General features: G+C 57.5%; 19 protein-coding genes. 11 read left to right on the forward strand and 8 right to left on the reverse strand.

The features are described 5' to 3' along the window. Positions 1-247: 247 nt before the first annotated feature. Complete coding sequence (locus BLR35_RS11755) at positions 248-3,019, reverse strand: oligosaccharyl transferase, archaeosortase A system-associated (RefSeq protein WP_090381983.1); 2,772 nt, start codon at positions 3,017-3,019, stop codon at positions 248-250. Positions 3,020-3,174: 155 nt separating this feature from the next. On the opposite strand from BLR35_RS11755, the gene aglG reads away from it, so the two are divergent. Further along, positions 3,175-4,134: a glucosyl-dolichyl phosphate glucuronosyltransferase gene (gene aglG / locus BLR35_RS11760; RefSeq protein WP_090381986.1), complete on the forward strand. Its 960-nt coding sequence runs from the start codon at positions 3,175-3,177 to the stop codon at positions 4,132-4,134. 7 nt (positions 4,135-4,141) lie between these two features. On the opposite strand, the gene BLR35_RS11765 is transcribed toward aglG, so the two are convergent. Both BLR35_RS11765 and BLR35_RS11770 read right to left on the reverse strand, forming a co-directional pair. Continuing rightward, positions 4,142-5,041: a glycosyltransferase family 2 protein gene (locus BLR35_RS11765; RefSeq protein WP_090381989.1), complete on the reverse strand. Its 900-nt coding sequence runs from the start codon at positions 5,039-5,041 to the stop codon at positions 4,142-4,144. After that, on the reverse strand, positions 5,038-5,736 hold the full coding sequence (locus BLR35_RS11770) for a hypothetical protein (RefSeq protein WP_090381990.1): 699 nt from the start codon (positions 5,734-5,736) through the stop codon (positions 5,038-5,040). The genes BLR35_RS11765 and BLR35_RS11770 overlap by 4 nt, the downstream gene beginning before the upstream one ends. Positions 5,737-6,292: 556 nt before the next feature. Between BLR35_RS11770 and BLR35_RS20300 the strand changes: the two genes are divergently transcribed. The 5 genes from BLR35_RS20300 to BLR35_RS11790 all read left to right on the forward strand — a co-directional run bounded on the left by BLR35_RS20300 (position 6,293) and on the right by BLR35_RS11790 (position 12,927). Beyond that, positions 6,293-7,000, forward strand: a complete 708-nt coding sequence (locus BLR35_RS20300; protein WP_139169283.1) for a hypothetical protein — start codon at positions 6,293-6,295, stop codon at positions 6,998-7,000. Positions 7,001-7,241: 241 nt separating this feature from the next. After that, positions 7,242-8,480, forward strand: coding sequence for a glycosyltransferase family 61 protein (locus BLR35_RS11775; protein WP_090381992.1), 1,239 nt, complete (start codon positions 7,242-7,244; stop codon positions 8,478-8,480). A gap of 123 nt (positions 8,481-8,603) precedes the next feature. Further along, positions 8,604-10,466 (forward strand): asparagine synthase-related protein, encoded by a 1,863-nt coding sequence (locus BLR35_RS11780; protein ID WP_090381995.1) that lies wholly within the window; start codon positions 8,604-8,606, stop codon positions 10,464-10,466. A gap of 300 nt (positions 10,467-10,766) precedes the next feature. Beyond that, on the forward strand, positions 10,767-11,330 hold the full coding sequence (locus BLR35_RS11785; RefSeq protein ID WP_090381997.1) for a hypothetical protein: 564 nt from the start codon (positions 10,767-10,769) through the stop codon (positions 11,328-11,330). A 154-nt stretch (positions 11,331-11,484) separates the two neighbouring features. Next, a complete protein-coding gene (locus BLR35_RS11790; protein ID WP_090382000.1) occupies positions 11,485-12,927 on the forward strand; it encodes an oligosaccharide flippase family protein in 1,443 nt (480 codons plus the stop codon). A 39-nt stretch (positions 12,928-12,966) separates the two neighbouring features. Here the strand turns inward: BLR35_RS11790 and BLR35_RS11795 are convergent, their stop codons facing one another. Continuing rightward, a complete protein-coding gene (locus tag BLR35_RS11795) occupies positions 12,967-13,233 on the reverse strand; it encodes a MarR family transcriptional regulator (protein WP_090382002.1) in 267 nt (88 codons plus the stop codon). Between the two features lie 231 nt (positions 13,234-13,464). On the opposite strand from BLR35_RS11795, the gene BLR35_RS11800 reads away from it, so the two are divergent. From BLR35_RS11800 to aglM, 3 genes are all read left to right on the forward strand, one after another. After that, positions 13,465-13,779 carry a hypothetical protein gene (locus tag BLR35_RS11800; RefSeq protein WP_090382005.1) on the forward strand — a complete coding sequence of 105 codons (315 nt, stop codon included), beginning with the start codon at positions 13,465-13,467 and terminating at the stop codon, positions 13,777-13,779. A gap of 109 nt (positions 13,780-13,888) precedes the next feature. After that, positions 13,889-14,638 (forward strand): UTP--glucose-1-phosphate uridylyltransferase AglF, encoded by a 750-nt coding sequence (aglF, locus tag BLR35_RS11805; protein WP_090382007.1) that lies wholly within the window; start codon positions 13,889-13,891, stop codon positions 14,636-14,638. 411 nt (positions 14,639-15,049) lie between these two features. After that, complete coding sequence (gene aglM, locus BLR35_RS11810) at positions 15,050-16,345, forward strand: UDP-glucose 6-dehydrogenase AglM (RefSeq protein ID WP_090382008.1); 1,296 nt, start codon at positions 15,050-15,052, stop codon at positions 16,343-16,345. On the opposite strand, the gene BLR35_RS11815 is transcribed toward aglM, so the two are convergent. Beyond that, entirely contained in the window at positions 16,346-16,756 is a 411-nt protein-coding gene (locus BLR35_RS11815; protein WP_090382011.1) for a type II toxin-antitoxin system VapC family toxin, read from the reverse strand. Then, positions 16,753-16,977 (reverse strand): antitoxin VapB family protein, encoded by a 225-nt coding sequence (locus BLR35_RS11820; protein ID WP_090382014.1) that lies wholly within the window; start codon positions 16,975-16,977, stop codon positions 16,753-16,755. Before BLR35_RS11820 ends, BLR35_RS11815 begins: the two co-directional genes overlap by 4 nt. 196 nt (positions 16,978-17,173) lie before the next feature. On the opposite strand from BLR35_RS11820, the gene aglJ reads away from it, so the two are divergent. Then, entirely contained in the window at positions 17,174-18,205 is a 1,032-nt protein-coding gene (gene aglJ, locus BLR35_RS11825; protein WP_090382016.1) for an S-layer glycoprotein N-glycosyltransferase AglJ, read from the forward strand. Here aglJ and BLR35_RS11830 read toward each other — a convergent pair. After that, entirely contained in the window at positions 18,202-18,531 is a 330-nt protein-coding gene (locus BLR35_RS11830) for a DUF5789 family protein (RefSeq protein WP_090382018.1), read from the reverse strand. The two genes, aglJ and BLR35_RS11830, sit on opposite strands and share 4 nt — an antisense overlap. Before the next feature lie 96 nt (positions 18,532-18,627). Here BLR35_RS11830 and BLR35_RS11835 point away from each other — a divergent pair, with 96 nt between their 5' ends. Then, on the forward strand, positions 18,628-18,837 hold the full coding sequence (locus BLR35_RS11835; RefSeq protein ID WP_090382020.1) for a ribbon-helix-helix domain-containing protein: 210 nt from the start codon (positions 18,628-18,630) through the stop codon (positions 18,835-18,837). Between the two features lie 223 nt (positions 18,838-19,060). Here the strand turns inward: BLR35_RS11835 and BLR35_RS11840 are convergent, their stop codons facing one another. After that, positions 19,061-20,959 (reverse strand): glycoside hydrolase family 15 protein, encoded by a 1,899-nt coding sequence (locus BLR35_RS11840; RefSeq protein ID WP_090382022.1) that lies wholly within the window; start codon positions 20,957-20,959, stop codon positions 19,061-19,063. Positions 20,960-20,966 lie beyond the last annotated feature (7 nt).

Below are 20,966 nucleotides of genomic sequence, written 5' to 3' on the forward strand. Positions count from 1 at the left end.
CCGCTTCGAAAGCTCAGGGCCCTCCAAGCTGAAACGGACTGCTGTGCTGATTTACCGGCACAACCGCAGGACGGGTCGCGGTTGCGGTAGAAATGACCCACAGTAGTCCGTCTGACCGCAGGCCCGTCATAGACCAGGCGATCTGACGATCGTTGTCGTCGGAGAAAGCAGTGCTACGATCGACTGAAACCCGCAACAAAAAAAGACCAAATATCGGTTCGACCGAGCCTACCACCGCGGTGAACCGTCAGTTTTCGCCGTCGAGCTCTCCGAAGTCGACTTCGAGCGTCTCACCTTCGACAACTGCCGTCTCGGGGACCTCCTGCTGTGTCTCGTACGTTTCGCCTGCCGACTCGACGACGATCTCGTAGTCGTCGATCGTCTCGACGGCACTGTCGGTGTAGCCGTCCTCGACGCCGAGTTCGTCGTTGGTCGCGTACGGCACCGTCAGTTCGAAGCTGCCGTCGGCCTCGAGTTCGACTTCCTGCTCGTAGACCGCGTCTTCGGTCTCGTCGCGGTCGACGCCGGTATCGAGTTCGGCAGTGGCGGTGACCGTCGCGTCGTCGGTAACGTTCGGATCGTCGATCGATCCAGTTAGCGTCGCGCCTTCGACGCGCTCGTAGGTCTTCACCTCGGAGCCGATCCGGTCGTCGAAGATCTCGTAGTCGAGTTGCGGATGCCGGTCGTAGAAGTTGAAACTCGACTGTGCCTGTGCGAAGTCCTGGTTGAGGACCACCTGCGGGGTGCCGTCGTCGACCAGAACGTTGCCGGTCTCCGCGTTGACGATCGCGTAACTGACGAACAACGTCTGGTCGTCGCTCTCGTGGACGAGCCGGTAGTTCTCCATGCCCGACGCGTCGTCGAAGTACAGCTGTGCGACGGTCGTGTTGTAGTACGGCATACCGTCGAGTTGCTGTGGGACCTCGTCACGCGGAATCTGGTCTGTCGGCTCGAAGTCCGGCGGCGTGGTGTAGTGGTCCGGTCCGGGATCGGTCCACGTGGCGATCGCATTGAATTTGCCACCGACCATCGAATCGTCGACCATCACGTACCGGATCTCCTCGCCGGAGTCGCCGTCACCGATCATCGCCTCGAGTTCCTCGTTGGACTCGTTACTCGGCGATTCGCCTTCGGCGATCGCGTCGAGGATCAGTTCGGACCGTTCTTCGTCCTCGGCGGTCAGGAACGCCGAGGACGACGTCGCTCCGGACTGGAACGGGTTCGAGTGTGGAATCCGTTCGGCCTGGGTCGTGATCAGGTGGCCGTAGTCCCACCAGGAGATGACGCCGTAGGTACCTTCGGGATAGTCATAGTTCCCGTCCTCGGGATGGTCGTAGGTGCCGTAGAGCTCGAGCTCGTCGGCGTACTCCGCGTCACCCCAGTTACCGGGTTCGGGGGTATTCTCCTGGAGCCAGTTGTTCGAGTCTTCCCAGGACATGGCCTCGTGATGGGGCTCTGCCGCCGCGCCACGGTCCATCGCAGTTGCACCCGAGGCAGCGACCGGCGGCAGGAGTGGTGCGAACAACAACAGGACGACCATTACCAGGACGATAATCTGGTACGTTTCGACCTGCCGCAGGGAGTCGATGCCGCCACTGACGTCGAAGTCGAAGTCAAAGAATCGAACGACATCCGCGACGAAGACCGCGTTGACGACCGCCACACCCAGCGCGAGATAGTACGCAAACCGGATCTGGGTCGCCGCCATACTCACCAGGAACAGCGACCAAACGATGATGAGCGTATGCTCGGTGCGATACTCACGTCCGAAGAAGGGACGGGCAACGAGCAGGGCGAGGCCGGCCAGCATCGTGTAGAAGGTCGCACCGAACTCCTGGAAGACGTGTGCGCCGAAGTTATCCGGTGGCTGGGCCTCCGAAATAGTCTGTGCACCAGTCCCTGGATCGAGCGGGAGCAGTCGACTCGTGAGATTCCCGACGAACGTACTGTAGAAGTCGGGAAGGACGACTGCCATGGCAGCGAACGCGCCGAGGATCAGCGCGCCGATCGCTGCAGGGTAGTATCGACGATCGACGTCGTACGTATTCCACTGGCGCGCGAACCAGGCCATGAACACACAGCCGGTTGCGACGAGGGCCGCACTGACGGGCTGCAGATAGCCGAAACTCGTCACGCTGGTTCCTGGCTCCTCGATGAGAAGCGCCGTGATGAGGGCCGTCACGCCGAGACTCACGGCTCCGACGTACGCGACGTGGTCCGGCGACACGTTCCGGACGTAGTCGAGACAGAGCTGGACGGTAAAGAACACTGCAAGGATACCGATCAGGACGATACCGGGCGGCCAGACCCAGATGTAGAGAGCGAGGGAAACCCCGGCGAGAACGCTGTAGATCGTTGGCTCCCGGAGCGTCTCCCAGTCGCGGTCGACCACGAGTTCGTAGATCGGCTGGTCACGTTCGGCGACGCGAAGCGCGACCATCATCGCGAGCACGGCGATCGCCATGAACAGAACTTCGGCGACGTGGTGTTGCAGCTGACCTGCCGTCGTCCGCGTGAGGAACTGTCCAGGCACGAGCGCGAGGATAACGACCGAAACGATTCCGCCGATCGTCCCGCCGAGCCGCCGTCCGATGTAGAAGACGGGGATCGCGACGAGGGCAGCCATCGCCGGGACAGCGAACAGCGAGACCATATACAGCGTCTCGGTCGACGGATCGCCGAGACCGACGATCATCGCGACCGTCACGATGATCTGGTCGAACAGGGTCCCGAACTGGCCGACGTATCGGCCCGTCGGGAAACTCGTCCAGACCTCGTAGGGCATCGTGTACGGGTAGTTTTCGGCGGTCCACTGGACAGTACGCCAGTGGTACCACGAGTCGACTCCAGCTAGAGCGGGCGTTCCATCCTCGGTAACGAACCTGTCGTACGACTGGGTTCGCACCCAGAACATAAACAGCATCACGGCCCCGATAACGGGGATGTGATACCAGTCTTCCCACGTCTCGAGGAAGGACGTCTCCGTGTCCTCCTCGACGCGTTCGGTCTCGGTACTCATCAGGTTGCAACAGACCCAAGCCAAGAATAAGCCTTGTCATATGTCTACGGTGTTCCATCGTTGACATTTGGCTCTTTCAGGGGGACCCTACGGCGAACACAGCGTGAGCGGCGAACGAAAAGGCTTATTCGCCGATCCCGGTAATCGATCGGTCAATGAAGATTTCCGTCGTCGTGTGCACGTACGCGATGGATCGGTACGACGTCTTCTCGGAGTGTGTCGACAGCGTCCTCGCACAGACCTACGAGTCACTCGAGGTCGTCCTCGTCGTCGACGGCAACGAGGACGTGTTCGAGCGAGTCCAGGACGATTACGGCGACCTCGAGGACGTCGTCCTCCACTGCAACGACGAGAACCAGGGTATCTCGTACAGTCGGACTCGAGGTGCCGAGATCGCGACCGGCGACGTCGTGGCGTTCATCGACGACGACGCCGTCGCCGAACCGGACTGGGTAGAAGAACTCGCACGAGTGTACGAGGAGACCGACGCGATCGCGGTCGGCGGCCATGTCGCCCCCGACTGGGTGACCGAGAAGCCGGACTTCTTTCCCGAGGAGTTCTACTGGCTCGTCGGCTGTGACGAACGCGGCTTCGGCGAGCACATGGAGGAGTTGCGAAACACCTACGGCTCGAACATCTCCTACCGGCGCGACGTCTTCCTGAACGTCGGCGGCTACGACGAGAACACGGGTCGCAAGGGCGACCGTCACATCCAGGCTCACGAGGCACCCGTCTGCATCCGGATCAACAACCAGTACGGCAAGGGCGTGATCTACAACACCGACGCCGTCGTCCATCACAAACTCTTCGACTACAGAGGCGACTTCCAGTGGCTCGTGAGTCGATCGTTCTGGCAGGGCTACTCGAAGCGGATCATGGACTTGCTGTTACCGGAAGCGTCGGGCGACAAAAACGAATATCTGAAACAGTTGTTACTCGAGTTCGTTCCGGATCGACTGTGGAAGCTCCTGCGGCGGCCGTCGGCGGCGAAGGCGAAACAGCTCGTGACGATCTTCGTCTTCACCGCGGCAGTCGGGTTCGGCTATCTTTACGGGCTGATCAGTGTCGACCAGTCGGAGCTGGTTACCGAACGCGACGCGCCAGTCGAAACCTGACTGCTTCTTACTCGAGTTCCGGAAGTCCGCCCTCGAGACCGTCGTGGCGCTCGCCGGTGGCGTACTCCTGATAGTACCCGAATCCGCGAACGCCGGTGAGAAACCGCGAGAGTACACCGAAGGCGAGTCGATCTTTTCGGGGGAGGTCCCGGTCGGGACGTTTGATCCCGCTCGGACGCGGTGGAATTCCGGGCGTACCGTACCGATCGGGATGGTGGCGCTGGAGCTGACAGAGACCACGGCCGACGCGGCGATCCTTCTTCACGAGTTCGGCGATCGAGTTACGTGTCGGGTGGAACATCGTGACGTCGCTGGCGTAGTGAAGGCCGTACCCTGCCTCGTGAACCCGGTTACCAAACTCCTTGTCGCCGCCGGACTCGAGGCGATGATCGAACACTCCCACGTCCTCGAAGACCTCGCGACGAACGAACAGACAGCAAGTCGGGGCGAACTGCTGGCGCTCGAGATACTGTTGGACGGGAAACCCGGTGTGGTGATCGTACCGGGCCGCGAGCGTGGGTTCGTCGGAAAGCGTGAGTTCGACGTTACAGCCCACGTAGTCGGCGTCCGTGGCGTGAACTGTCTCGAGAACCGACTCGAGCCAGTCCTCTGGGACGGTCATGTCCGCGTCGACGAACGCAAGGAGGTCGCTCGAGGTGTTGCGGATGCCGGTGTTGCGGGCAGCGTAGGAAGACTGGATCTCGGATTCGTGGCAGAGCGTGATCCGGTCGTCGTCGTAACTGCGCACGACCGCTGGGGTTCGGTCGGTGGAATCGTTGTCGACGACGACGATCCGGTAGTCGTCGATGGTTTGAGTGAGCAGCGACTCGAGAGTCGTTGTGATACCGTCGGGATCGTTGTAGACGGGAACGACGATCGAGACTGCTGAGCTTCGTTCGGTCGTCATTGGGGTTCGAACTCTGGAAGCGAGATGTTTTCCAACCGTGTTGCCTGATAGATCCTCGCCGTCAGCGTCTCGGGATCTTCAGTATTCCTATCCAGGCGGTTCGTTTCTGGATTGTAGTGACGCTCGAACTGTTTCGTGATCCAATGCCGGCGCTCCTCGAGCGTCCCGATATCGAACACCTCCATCGCGAACGGAACCTCGAACCCGACCGGATTGTATGGCGACCCGTATTCGTTTTGCCAGACGTTCTCGCGGTACTCGTCGGTCCTGACGTACTCGAGTGCACGCTGCCACTTCTCTGTCTCCCAAAATTCGTGGTCCGGATACTGTCGTTTGAGCAACGCGAACGCATAGAGGTTGAACGCGTGGTAGCCGATCGCCTTCCACTCGAGTTGTCGCCGTCGGGACGGCAGCGGGACGCTGCTCGTCAGAAACGTCAGGCCGATACGTCCTCGTTCGTCGGCACGGACGAGGTGCAAGCGTCGTCTCGTCGAGTCGGGCTTGAGCGGATGAAAGATCAATCCAGAGGGGTAAAGGCGGAGATTGGTCTCGAGTTCGTCGAGGAATCGGCGAACGCGGTCGTCGACTCGTTCGCTGGTCCAGGGAAGATCCGCGAGGATTGCACCGGCAGCCCCGAACCAGAGCTGGTGGTTGAACGTCGCATCGAAAGGTAACGTTTGGCCGTCAACTTCCACTCGCTTCCAGAGACCTGTCCGGCGATCCTGCGAATGCAACAAAAACACATCTTTGGCGAGATCACCGAGCGCCGAGTCACCTAACACGTGAGCAGCCACGGCGAGGCCCTCAATTGTCCAGGCCTGTCCAATGAGGCCGTTACATCTGTCCTTGTCCGTCACTTTTCTATGAAAAAAGGTATGCTCGCCCGGCCGCGCGTCGGAGGTATTCAAATATTCGCTTACTCGTTTTGCTGCTTCCTGGAACCGCCGATCGCCAGTCGACTCATAGAGAAGCGAAAACGTGAGAAGCCAGTGAGACGAGTTTCTGACCGGGGTTTCGTCGTCTCGATACAGACCATTGTGTCCCGAGGGAACCGAACCATCACTTCGGACGGCCTCGAGTTGGGTTTCGGCTATCTGTGAGATGATCGACGAAAGTTCCATAGCCGGTTGGACAGACTGCATGTATAAAATAAACCGTGATTTTCACCTCTGATCCATCGATAGGGAAGAGAGACTGAAAACCGGATAATGATAAAAAAGATTATTGGCACTATCGCTATTGGGTAGATAAATGAATCTCTGTAAACGAGGGCGCCTCTTCTGGGTTAAAGGGTGGGGGCTTCCGAGACGGAAAATCGACGAATTAGGCCAACAACGAGTCCTCGAATTGGCCCATGCCACGAAAGCACGACTTCGTCCGGACAAGTACACACCGATCAGCCCCTACCGGTACATCAAAATCAAACCATCGAGGGTTTCGTACGTTCAAACACTCCCCGTCAATCATCCTCTGGCCGAACACAGAGGACGATTTTACAAGTATAGTCCAGGCAGAATTATTTCGGGAGAGTGGGATCAAAAGATTACACCGATCGAAAAGGTACCGCTGTTTACTGGTCTTCGAGAACACTTCGTAGAAGGAAAAGACTGGGAAGAGACGATTCTACACCCTGAACGGTACGAAATAGACCACCCAAACCTCTCTGAGCGATACCATGAATATACTCTCGATGAATTTCACGAGCGCTGTGAGTATCTCGACGAGTTATACTACTCGCTGCAAGAAAGCGGATACGTCGTGCCGGACAAACGAAGTGCGCTCGACGAGCTTGCAGTTAACGTCGGCCGAAACGGACAGTTTATACGAAATTCAGAGGGGATACACCGACTTGTGCTAGCAAAGCTACTCGACCTCGATCACATCTTTGCACGTATCCACGTCGTCCACCCTGAGGTAGTTACTGAATCCCAATCTAACCTACAAACAAAACCTGGATGACATTATATAGTCCTTCGGCCAGCACTGTTCTGTCAATTATATTATGGTGTTCCCAGGAATTCCCTACTGGAAGAATGAACTCTGGTTGGAGAGAAATACTTTCAAAACGTAAAAACAGACTAACATCTCGTGTCGGAACTTATAGGTGAAATTCACCAGGTCGAGTATCTTTGTCTTAACCAGAGAGATTAAAGACTGAGGAAACATAAATGATAATAATGGATAGCATTTGGAAGTGATTATGTCTGCAATTGGACTCCTACAGCGGGCGCTACGAAAGTACAAGCAGGATGGTGTACGGTCATTCTTGAAGGAGGGCAAATATTCATTCTTCGAATCTAAACCGGTTAGATCCGTTCTCAGATACCAAATTCTCGAGAAAAACGGGATGAAACCGATCGTGTACGACGACCTACCAGAACTTTCACAGCCGGTGGATACGATCTGGGAGGTTTTTGATGACGATCAGCGAGCAGCAGTTCCCGATCCAATCCCTCCCAAGACACGGATTTCGAAAACACGCTCTTTCGATCAGGTCGAAACGCATTCACCCGTCTCTCCAATCGTAATAGAGATCCGTGATTGCAGACTTCTCCATCCTTTTGGTCTTACCCTGTGTGAGCAAGGCGTACTACCGGAGACGATTGCTAAGAGTACGTCACCGTCTTCTAGAGTCGGAAAAGCATTGTCCAAAAGCGTCTCCGATCATGGATACCGTGAAGTCGACAACTTCATTTCTGGACAATATCCGGATTCACTCGAATCACTGCCGGTCGCTACACCACTTCTTCCACTCTGGGGAAACTACTACCACTGGACGATAGAATGTCTCCCACGACTCGCAGGGGTCGAACGACATCAAAACAAAACAGGGGTAAAGCCGACCATCATTATTCCAGAGAATCCCTCCTCGTGGATGCTTGAGTCACTCGAGTTACTCGGTATCGATGACGACCGTCTCCACCCGCTAGAGGATCACTGCACCGTCGATCAACTGGTTGTTCCAACGCATCCCGGCCCAACGGTGGCGGAATGTGAGTGGGTCCGAGATCAAATGCACGACGCTGTCGATTACCCGACTATTGCCAACGACACGGCTAATAATCGGATCTATATTTCCAGACGAAATGCAACGAGGCGGCGGGTAAAAAACGAACGCGAAGTCGCCGATCTGCTTCGTTCCCGGGGATTCGACCGATACGTCCTCGAGGAGTTGTCTGTCTCGGACCAGATAGCGCTGTTCGCAAACGCTGAGGTTATCATAGCTCCACATGGTGCCGGACTCGCAAACATAGTCTATTCCGAGTTTAGCTCAATCATTGAACTATTCGGAGATTCCAAAAAGACGACGTTCTACCGATTAGCCGAACTACTCGGTCACGACTATCAGTATACGCACAATCCGACCAAGTTTGGTGACATCGTCGTCAATCTCGAGCGACTAGAACAGTGTCTTACCAAAGCAGGTCTCGAAGAGTAATCCAGTCAGCGAAAGGAGAAAGAATGGCATGGTACGATTCCTATTTTGCCCTGTCTTGGAAGATAGTAGCGAAAGTTTGCTTAATCAACAAGCTTATTCGTCCAACGAAAGCAGTAGAGAAAGATGGTAGGGATCTGTGGAGCAACAGGCTCAATACACCGTGACATCGATACCACACTCCTTCCTGTCCAAACAGGTAATGTGAAAGAAACGTTTTCAGAAGGAGATATTACAGTCCATACTGCCTTCCACAAATTCCTAGCAGAAGAACAACCAGTTCGAACCGACGATAACACACTCATCTGGCTGTGGGGCGACATCTATGGCCACGAGTCGCCAGATACCTATTTGTCGAAAGCATCGTTCGCCCCGGACGACTCAAACGCCACATACTGTGGGACCCTCTACAATGACTTTGGAGAAGAATTTCCAGAAATCCTAAACGGCGAATTTTGCGGAGTTATGTACCATGCGGACCAAAATACCCTGACTCTCTTCACAGATCACCTATCGAGTCGGCCGCTTTACTATATCAGTAGCAGTGATGGAATCGCCTTCTCGAGTTCGATCACACCTCTGGCTCCGTTTTCCAGGGGATTTTCCGGCGACCGGGTCGCAGAGTACATGCACTTCAGGCGAGTGTTCGGAACGAGAACTGTTTTCGAAGACGTGTGGCAGGTCCCGCCAGCCTCAATTGTTCAGTTCGACGCACAAACCGGCGAAAAGCTTCGAACCGAGACCTACTGGGAACCGACGTACAATTCCACCTCGAAACCGCTCGAAGACTACGTTGACGAGTTCGCCGAACTGTTTTCTGCCGCCCTCGAGGATCGAATGCGCGAAGACGGTGAGTACGGCGTATTTCTCAGTGGTGGAAGCGACTCGAGGTTGTTCGTGGCGAGTTCTGAAAGGCCCATCACCGGCCTTCACATGAACGACTGGATGAACGAGGAGGCCCAGGTCGCAAAGCAGGTCGCAGACACGTCGGGGAACGAATTCGTACTGCTGAAACGGGAACCGGATCACTACCCGTCCATTCTCGATACTGGCCTCCAATATTCGAACTTCAGCGGAGTATACACTGAAGGTCACGTCATCGGTTTCGAAGATAGGTTATGTGAGGCGGTCGACGTAACCTTTTCCGGCCATCTATCCGACGTGTTGTATGGGCGAAACAAAATCCCACAGTACGAGTTCAGGATACCTGGAACCGGCGAAGCAGCCGAGATTCCAATCTATAAAGATGCGAGTACGGAGGAAGAAGTCGTAGAAATCCTGTCCGATAAAGAAGACTATATTTTCGGTCCGACGTATAATGGGACGTTCCGCTCGGGTAATCCAGAGCGAGTTCCCGTCGACAGATCCGTGGAAGAAATTCTTGCGAATGCGTGTCGTATCGAGAATTCCGGCGCAATGCTTGGGGACATCGAATACAACAGTGTCGAAGACATGCTTCTGTACAACTACGTCTATCCGTTGACCAACGCCTGGTCTGCGTTCTGTCACTATGCATACGTTCATACCCACCCATACCGAAACCCGTTCCTCGACCGACGACTGGTAACACTCCAGACGAAAATACCACTCAAATACCGTCTCCGCGGAGAGATCGTAAACAAGGCGATAGCGAAGCTGTCACCAGAGCTGGCAAGCATCCCTCGAGCAGGAACTCGGACGCCACTCGACCGAAGCTTCCCAGTTCGATACGTGTGGCGACACTGGAGCGGTGTCAGACGGCTACTGTTCTCGTCCGAACCCGACGATCATCGGACGCATGGTCCCTGGCCGGACAAAGATATCGTTCGAAACGAGTACATGGACAGAGAACAGCGAATAGCTGGACACAAGGAGAGAATTCAGTCAGTACCGGGGCTGTCCTGGAACGACGTCGAGACGTCCAATGGTGGCACAACGCAGCTTCTAACGCTTATAGAGCATCCAGCAACCGAATTATTAGTCGAGAACGAAGTCTCCTCAGAAGCATAACTGATAGTGATTGTTATGAATGGGTTGTTATCGCGGGCGATTGATCAAATCAAATCAGATGGAGTTTCTGGATTGATAAACGGTGCTCTGAGTTTTGTTAGCAGTGGTGAAGCAAGATACAAAATAATCGGATCGATTCCAGGTACAACATCGATTATTAGATCGTACGTCAGTATCGGTCACGAGATCTTTCCTGGACAGTACACCGATGCTAACCCGTTCAAATTACTGTGGATAAGCCCCACTTGCATCCAGTACGAAATTTCTGGACGTAACCACTATCTTCGCCGTTTTGGACGCGTGTACGACGGCAACTGGGATCAGGATTTAGACGAGATTTCGCACAACACTGTCTACAAAGCTTTTGACAAACGGTTTAACGACGGGAAGGACTGGGAAGAGACCGAATACTACCGAAAGCTTCGGGCCAAAATAGTAGACGGAAAATCGACTCGAGCGGGCCATTCACAGTCAGAGTTACAGCAATACTTCGGCGATCTCGAGACGCTCTACGAAAATATTGTCGACAATGGATATCAAACGCAATCCGAATTGGAAGAGACTGCACCAAAAAGGACTCGAGTGAAGAATATGGATGCCCCGATCCCATCGATGAACGAGATCGGGGTCTGTATCGGTCGGGACGGAACCCTGATCCATCGGTATCGTGGGGCTCACCGACTTGCTGTGGCAAAAACTGCTGGTATCGATGCAGTCCCCGTTCAAGTCCTTTCACGCCACAAACAGTGGCAGTGTATCCGTGATACCTTCCGGGACGCACGAACCCTCGACGATGTGGACCAGGAGTACCGATCGCACTACGGGCATCCCGATCTCGAGGATGTAGCTCCAGAAACTGATTGAGGAACCGTCCGCCGTTGAGGACGCTGTACGATGGAAATAGGAAAAAGGAGTGTTTGCTGCGCTCGTTCGGCCTCAAGTAGCAATACCGACATCGTAGTCCCTGGTGGATGAAAAGGTCTATTTGTAGCACCTGAGTACTGTGAAACTGCTATAGATGCGACTTGGTCAAACGTCCGCTATTTATTTTCTCTCGAAAGTTCTCGCGTCGGTAGTTGGATTTCTCGCCACGATTTATTTTACTAGAACACTCGGAGAGGAGATATACGGCTTCTACTCGGTTACACTCGCTCTCGTCTCTTGGCTTGGACTCGTAAAAACCGTCGGCTTCGGGCAAGCGATCATCAAGCGAATGAGTGAGGAGGATAATCCTCACGCTTATTTTACTGCAGGAATACTCGTGAAAGGAGTGCTTACACTTCCGGTTATTCTGGGCGTTTTTCTCTTCCGTGATCACGTAAATTCATACGTTGGACAACCAGTCGCCGAATTCGTCATACTAATATTAACTGTCTCTGTCTTCAGAGAGTTGGTGAGTGCTGCACTGAAGGGAACACATAGAGTCCACATTTACGCTCCGCTCAATACGGCAAAGCAGGGAGCACAAAGCATCGCGATGGTAGCACTGGTCTTTCTTGGGTGGGAACTCACTGGAATGTTATTCGGGTATGCGATCGGGACGTTCGTAATCGCAATTATTGGATTGTGGATTGCAGGGCCAAAAATCGTGCTGCCACAGTGGAACCATATCGTTCGACTGTTCGATTTCGCCAAGTTCTCCTGGCTCGGGAATATGAGGAAGAAAACATATAGCAACATGGACATAATCATGCTGGGCATATTCGTTCCAGCAGGACCCATTGGGATCTATGCAGTCGCTTATACTATCGGGAGTTTTCTCGGTACGTTCGGAGATGCAATGAGAGGGACACTGTTTCCCGAATTGAGCAAACAGTCCGCGTCAAACGACGTCAGTATGGTGCGATCGCTTACTAACGATGCACTGTCTTACGCCGGATTGCTCCTGATTCCGGGTATCGTCGGTGCAGCAGTTATCGGTGACCGTTTGATGCTCGTATACGGCGATGGATTCGAGGTCGGTGCACAGGTGTTGACGATTTTGATAGTGGGGAAATTGATCTACTCCTACAACAACCAGCTTCTCAATACCCTCAACGCGATAGATCGGCCTGACCTTGCATTCCGTGCTAACGCCGTCTTTATCGCTGGCAACCTCGTTCTCAACGTTGTCCTTATATACAGCATCGGCTGGGTCGGCGCAGCGATTGCTACGGCAAGTTCGGCCGCGATCGGGCTGGTCTTCGGTTTCTACTACACTCGCCGACACGTCGGATTCCGGATTCCGCTGGGAGAAATATCGAGACAGTGCCTCGCTGCTCTGATCATGGGTATAGCAGTCTACGGCGCTCGAGCCGTCGGCGAAACCCATCCCATCGCCGCCTACAACGAGGTGTTCGTCGTGTCACTGGTTGGTCTCGGGGCGGGCATCTATTTCCTCGTCTTGCTCGCAATCTCGAGTGCGTTCCGCACGACGGTCTCGAGAAACCTTCCGTTCGACGTTCCGCTGGCTGGGAACTAACCAGGCCGATAGAGACACGTTAGCGATAGCGGTGGACTGTTATTTGGACTCGTCGTTCTCGAGGTCGTCCGCGTCGAGTTTGCCCTCGAGGTATGCCGCTCCAGTTTCCGTAAGTTGATACAGACCGGTATCGATATCTTCCAACAGTCCTGCTTCCGAGAGGGTCCGACAGCGTTTACTCACGTACTGACGGTCGTACCCGGTGTTTGCTGCGAGTACCCGGGGAGAGACCTGTATTGCATGCTCGTCGAAGAAAAGCATAATCTCGTAGTCGACAGGCGCCATCCAGGGAACCCGCTCAACCATCTATTTACGATGTCGGAGTGGCGAAACGGAAAAATCAGTACTATCCGCCGATGCCTAAACTACGTACGTAGTTTTACAAAATCTACGAACGTAGTAGAATTTATATCAAAGTGGATCATTATCACCTGGCATGGAAGCTATACGCGGCTCACTCGAAAGTAGAGTCACAAAATCTCGGACTCGAGTTCCCAAATACTGATCCGCGACAAGCTTCCGCACCCACCCTGAACCATGGCGAACGACGATTCGCGGGAGACTACGACTCCCGCCCGACAGAACGTATCGACGCCAGCCGACGTGAATTCGATTCGTGACGCCCTCGAGGTCCTCGACCAGCTCACGTACGCGATGCTCGAGCGACTCCACGATCCGTCGGCAGAGATCGATGGCGATCCTCGCTCCCCGGAAACTCGACGGGAGGCTCGCCGACGATGCCGGGAGATCAGGGCCGAGACGAGTCAGCTCGGGCTGTTGCTGTACGGCCCGGAGGCGGCGATCCCGTACCGTCCGGACGACTCGAGCGGGTGTACCGAAACCGACGAGTAGAACGATGACGGTTCGATGACGGCGACTCGTCGTTCGACGATACGAGATCCGTTTCCTGCAGCCGCGTGGCGCACAAAGTATATAGTCGCGGGTCGAAACCAGACGAAACATGCAAGCAGTCGTATTAGCGGCAGGCAAAGGCACACGCCTCCGGCCGCTTACCGAGGACAAGCCGAAAGTCCTCGTCGAGGTCGACGGCAAACCGCTCATCGAGGACGTCTTCGACAACCTGCTCGAGGTCGGCGCGACCGAGTTCATCGTGGTCGTCGGCTACCAGAAAGAACAGATCATCGAACGCTATGGCGACGAGTACGAGGGCGTTCCGATCACGTACTCACACCAGCGCGAACAACTGGGGCTGGCCCACGCGATCCTCCAGGCGGAGCCACACGTCGACGACGACTTCATGCTCATGCTGGGGGACAACGTCTTCCGGTCGAATCTCGGGGACGTCATCAACCGCCAGCAGGAAGACCGTGCGGACGCCGCGTTCCTCGTCGAGGAGGTTCCCTGGGAGGAAGCGAGCCGGTACGGCGTCCTCGACACTAACGAGTACGGCGAGATCGTCGAGGTCATGGAGAAACCCGACGATCCGCCGTCGAACCTCGTGATGACTGGCTTCTACACGTTCACGCCCGCGATCTTCCACGCCTGTCACCTCGTCCAGCCGAGCGATCGGGGTGAGTACGAACTTCCCGACGCGATCGACCTGCTGATCCAGTCCGGGCGGACGATCGACGCTATCCGAATGGACGGCTGGCGGATCGACGTCGGCTACCCCGACGACCGGGATCGGGCCGAGCAGCGACTCGAGGACGGCGACGAAATCGAGGCGACAGAGATCGAAGTCGACGACTGATCGGCCACCGTCGAACGGCGTTTGTACCCGATCGACAACACACGAAACGGCCTATTCGGGATACGAACACCCCACGAAGACCAAAGTACGTTCGACCCGGGGTGGGCGTCTACGAACGAATACGTGCTCGAAACCGAGACGACGAGACGCTCTTCGAGGCGGCCGAACGATTCACGCGGGAGTACTCTCTGGTTCGAGTTTCCAGCGACGAGGGCGCTAACGCACAGGGTGGCCTCCATGGGCGGTTCGAGACTGCCGCACTGGAGGATCGTCGCGAACTTCTCGAGCGGCGCGAAATCGACACCGAGTGTCAACGAGCTCGCTGTCGAACACTACGATCGATAGCTGTCGCTACAGATCGCTGCGCTCCGAACCCAAAACGTCTACCTTCTACCACCATACCTACACTGTATGAACGTCTCTATCGTCGGCAGCGGCTACGTCGGTACCACCGTCGCCGCCTGTCTCGCCGACCTGGGCCACGAGGTCGTCAACGTCGAGATCGACGAGGACGTCGTCGAGACCATCAACGCCGGTGACGCGCCGATCCACGAGTCCGGCCTCGAGCAGCGCATCGCCGACCACGCAGGCACGAATCTCCGTGCCACGACGGACTATGCCGAGGTCCGTGACACGGATGTCACACTCCTCTGTCTCCCGACTCCCCAGAGCGAGGACGGGAGCCTCGACCTCGCGCCGATGCGTGCCGGGACGGAGATGCTCGGTGAGGCCCTCGCCGACAAAGACGGCGACCATCTCGTGGTCGTCAAGAGCACGGTCCTCCCTGGCACCACCGAAGACGTCGTCGCACCGATCCTCGAGGAAGCCGCCGCCACCCCCATCGGCGAGGGAATCGACGTCGCGATGAACCCCGAGTTCCTCCGGATGGGGACTGCAGTAACCGACTTCCTCGAGCCGGACAAGGTCGTTCTCGGAACCCGTACCGACGACGCGGCTGCCACGCTCCGGGAGCTCTACGCCCCCATTCTCGCGAACGACGACACCCACCTCGTCGAGACCGACGTCCGCGAGGCAGAGCTGATCAAGTACGCGAACAACGCCTTCCTCGCGTCCAAAGTATCCCTCGTCAACGAACTCGGCAATATCGCCAAGGAGTACGGCGCGGACGCCTACGAGGTGCTCGAGGCGGTCGGCCTCGACGACCGCATCTCGTCGCGGTTCATGCGCTCGGGACTGGGCTGGGGTGGCTCCTGTTTCCCGAAAGACGTCGCCGCACTGCGAGCCGGCGCGCGCGAGCAAGGATACGATCCCGACCTGCTCGACGCCGTCGTCTCGGTCAACGACGAACAGCCGCGTCGACTCGTCTCCCTGCTTGCCGACCACGTCGACCTCGAGGGAGCCCGCATCGCCGTCCTCGGCCTCTCGTTCAAACCGGGAACGGACGATATTCGAAAGTCCCGCGCCCTAGACGTCCTCGAGCACCTCGAAGAGCGGGGTGCGACGGTCGTCGCCTACGACCCCGTCGCCATGGACAACGTCCGCGAGACGTACCCCGACCTCGATCTCGAGTTCGCCGACTCCCCAAAGGCGGCACTCGAGGGGGCAGACGGCGCGGTCGTCGCGACCGACTGGCCGGCGTTCGACGACCTCGAGTTCGACGGGATGCGCCGGAAGGTCCTCGTCGACGGGCGACGGATCGACGTCGACGAGGACGACTTCGAAGTGTACGAAGGGCTAACCTGGTGATCAGTACGATGTCCAGTCGACGACCGTAACGCCATCCATCCGCTCGAAGTGATCGACGTTTGCCGTCAATACCGGAAGCTGTTCGACTTTCGCGGTCGCAGCCACATAGACGTCGTGAAGGTCGTGAAGTGGCTTTCCGCTCCGTTGTAGCTCGGTAATGATGTCGGCTGCGGCAGTCGCCACTGCTCGATCGATCTCCAGTAGTTCGAATCGAGCGAGTAACCGATCGAGGTCATCGAGCGCATCCTGACGACTCGTTTCGTCCTCGTACCGTTTGTTGACTCCGTGGCGAAGCTCGGTCACCGTAACGCTACTAATTGCGTGGCAGCCTTCGTCGTCGAGCTTGGCTACGCGTTCGTCGACGCCGCCACGATCTATATCGACGAGTACCGACGAGTCACAGAGCTTCATCGGTCCTCGTCGAGTCGCGAGAACGTTCCACGGCTCAGCTGCTCGATGTCATCTTTGACTGCTTCGTGTGTTTCGTGATCAAGTACCCCTTTCCCCGTGACGTCGGCGAGCTTTCGTCGGTCTTCGAGATGGTCTCGAATCACGTCACTGAAACTCCGGTCTCCTTTCTCCTGCTTTAGCTCCCGATACACATCGTCGGAGATGGCGATGTTCTTGCTCATGTATTGTGTATATGTACTCATACGCAAAAATATTGTCGAGGGTCAGTTGCCGACTGATCCGTAAGAGACATCGAACTGATGCGCTCTCGAGTGGGGAACCACCTGCTTACCCTCTTTCGTCTCTCTGTTGAATAGAACCGTTACACCACGACGGCTTTCAGTAACCTTTTGCGGCCCGACGAAGGAGTGACTGGCGATGGAGAATGACGGGACGCTCGCGCACCCGGATCGTCGCGGGGAGGTCGTCGCCATGAGTGAGGCCGAAACGACGCGCGAGATTTCGTCCGAGGAGGTGTGCATACTCATCCCCACCCTGGACGAGGCAGCCACGATCGGCGACGTGATCGACGGCTTCCACGAGCAAGGCTACGGGAACGTCGTCGTGATCGACGGCGGTTCCGAGGACGACACCCAGGAGATCGCGAGCGAACACGGCGCACAGGTACTGGTCCAGTCCGGCAACGGGAAAGGGCAGGCCGTCCGCGAGGCCGTCGACTACATCGACGTCCCCTACGTCCTGATGGTCGACGGCGACGGCACCTACGATCCCGCGGACGCAGACGTGATGCTCGAGCCGCTCTCGAGAGGCTACGAGCACGTGATCGGTAATCGCTTCGCCGACATGGACGACGACGCGATGAAGGCACTGAACGGCTTCGGGAACCGGATGATCAACCGGTCGTTCCGCTTTATCCACGGCGCGGACTACGACGACATCCTCTCGGGCTACCGTGCGTTTACGGTCGACTCGTTCAGGCGACTCTCGCTGGACTCGGACGGCTTTACGATCGAGACCGAACTCGCCGTCGAGTGCGTGAAACACGGGATCGAGACGACCGTCGTCCCGATCAGTTACAGCGCCCGGCCCGAGGAGTCGGAGACGAACCTCCACCCGATCAAAGACGGCGGGACGATCATCCTCGCGCTGTACTCGCTCGCCAAGACGAACAACCCGCTGTTTTATTTCGGGAGTCTCGGTGTCTCGGGTATCGGCGCTGGGAGCGTCGTCGCAGCCTACGTCCTCTGGCAGTGGGTCCAGTACGGCCAGGGTCACGAGATCCTGGCGCTGGTCTCTGCTGCGGGAATTCTACTGGGCGTCCAGTTGCTGATGTTCGGTGTGCTCTCGGACATGCTCGTAACGCTTCACCGCGAACAGCGTCGGCGACTCGAGCAGATCACGCGCGAGCACCGCGAGACGAGATCGGACAGCGAACCCGACGACCGCTAGAAGGGTAGCAACGATCGGACTTGCTGGAAGACGCCGCCGGAGTGTTCTCGGCGGTACTCCTCGAAGGGGCCGTGGAGTTCGTTCAGCAGTTCCTGGCGGGAGCGAAACTCCTCGGCGTCGACTTCTGCCAGCATTTCGCCCAGTGAGACGTCGTTCCCGTGGACGTCGTAGGGAATGCGTTCGCTCCCGAGTTCGGCAGCGACGTCGTCTTTCGAGGCGGGAAAGGAGAGATCAGTACGTTCGAGTCGAGCGTCGACGGCAGCGATGCCGAACTCGACGCTTTCAGGTTCGTCGTCGTCGCCGTTCGATGGTGGCCGGACTCCCATGGCTCCCTATTGACAGTCGGATATAAAAACCGCTACGAAACCCATACCGGTCGCGCCGTCGACACGCATTTGGCGGGCCGTATCCCAACCACAGGTATGACCGAATACACCACGGTTTCGATCCCGAAGGACCTCGCCGAGCGCGTCGACGAGACGATCGAGGGGACGAGCTTCCAGAGCACGAGCGACCTCGTCCGCTTTCTGCTGCGCAGTATCGTCATCCAGCACCAGAAGGAAGGCCAGCTTACGGAGGCCGAGTTCGAAGAGATCACCGAACAGCTCCGGGGACTGGGCTATCTCGAGTAGACGGCGAGTGAATTTTCTAGCTCGAGCGACTAGCCACGACCGGAGGCTGAGCCTATGCCCAGCAACCCGGACTTCCCGTCTCCCGACGACGAGACCGACGACGAAGACCGGAATCGCGGTGGCATCGTCGATCGGATCATCGACGGCGGGTTCCCGACGCCGTCGCGGGGCTGAGCCCCGTCCGACCGCCTCGTTTTTGTACCGAGCGCTCGAGCCGGTAGCGTCACGGCTCGGGACGCTCCCCGCGCCTGAACAGCGTCTCGACGTTGTTCGGATGGAAGTCGTCGGGCCGAACGTCGCCGTCGTGGTCGAGCGCTCGAGCGAGATACGTTACGCTGTTTACCAGCCCGAGGTGGGAAAACGCCTGCGGGTAGTTCCCTAGCAGGGTTCCGTCTTCGGGGTCGATTTTCTCCGAGTAGAGCCCGAGCGGGCTGGCGTACTCGAGGACGTTCTCGAAGTACTCCTCGGCGCGCTCGAGGCGGTTCGAGAGGACGAGCGCATCGACGAGCCAGAACGAACAGAGGACGAACGCCTCCTCTTCGTCGCGGCGGATGTCGGTGTCGACGAACCGGAGTACGAGTCCGTCGTCGGTCGTCAGTCGATCGATGACGGTGTCGATCGTCGCCTGGACGCGGTCGTCCTTGGGTGGGAGAAACTCGTAGATCGGCAGCAAGAGTGCCGTCGCGTCGATCGCCTCGTCGGTCTCGAAATGTTGGACGAAGCTGTTCGCTTCCTCGCTGAAGCCTCGCTCTTCGATGGCCTCGCGGACCGCGTCGCGGTCCTCCCTCCAGGCCTCGAGTGGTGCTTCGAAGTCGTTCTCGGTCGCCAGCGCGATGCCGCGGTCGAGCGCGACCCAGCACAGCAGTTTCGAGTGCAGGAAGTGACGATGCTCGTCGCGGAACTCCCAGATGCCGGGGTCGCGTTCCTCCCAGTGTTCACAGACGTAGTCGACGATGTCGCGGATCGATTCCCACTCGTCTTCCATGAGCTCTCTCGACGCGTCGAACTGGACGGTCTCGTAGACGGCCTGAACGATCGTTCCGTACGCGTCGAGCTGGCGCTGGGGTGCCGCGCCGTTGCCGATCCGGACCGGGCCGGTATCGCGATAGCCCGAGAGATGATCCAGTTCGAGTTCGTCGACGTCGGCCTCGCCGTGAAGTCCGTACAGCGGCTGGATGTCGGCGGGATCCTGTCGGGCGATGTCGGCAAACCAGTCGAAGTACTGTCGGGCTTCCTCCTGATGTCCCGTATCGTGTAACGCCTGGACGGTAAACTTCGCGTCGCGAATCCAGTTGTACCGGTAGTCCCAGGTCCGGTCGGAGCCGATCTCTTCCGGAATCGACGTCGTCGCGGCCGCAGGGATCGCGCCCGTCTCGTGGTGGATGAGTAGTTTCAGGACGAGCTGCGAGCGGACGACCATCTCGGTCCAGCGTTCGGGCATCGTGTCCGTCACGTCGCTGTTCTCACAGACCCAGTCGCGCCAGTAGCGGGTCGTCTCGTCGAGCGTTGTCGCGAGGTCGATCGACGTCAGTGGCTCCCGACCGCCGTACTGGGCGCCGGTCCAGCACCCGTCGCCGGCCTCGAGCGAGACGGTTCCGGTGACGGTCGCGTCGGCGTCGACTACCTCGAGGTCGTCTCCGAGAGCGCCGTCGGCGTACAGATAAAGTGACTCGTCGTCACCGCTCGCCATCACACCGCCATCGGCGCGTTCGAACGTCGGCTCCGTCCGGGCGTAGTCGAACCGCGGCGCGAACTCGAGTTCGAGGTCGACGCTTCCCCGGTCGCACTCGAGGCGCCGGTACAGTGCCTGCTGGAAGTCCCCGCCGCCCTCGTCTCCGTTTCGAATGGGCATGAAGTCGGTGACTGTCGCCTGGCCGTCCGCCGTCTCGAACGTCGTCTCGAGGACGTTCGTCCGGTCGCGATAGTCGTGGCTCGACTCGTACGCCGCGGCTGGCGAGACGGCGAACTGACCACCTCTGTCGACGTCGAGGATTCGCGCGAAGACGCTGGCGTCCTCGAGGTGGGGGAAACAACACCAGTCGATCGATCCGTCTCTACTGACGAGGGCACACCGGTCGTCGTTGCCGACGATCCCGTAGTCCCGAAGCGGCGGGTACTCCATCGACTGG

Source organism: Natronobacterium texcoconense (assembly GCF_900104065.1).
In the GTDB taxonomy this organism is placed as follows: Archaea; Halobacteriota; Halobacteria; order Halobacteriales; family Natrialbaceae; genus Natronobacterium; species Natronobacterium texcoconense.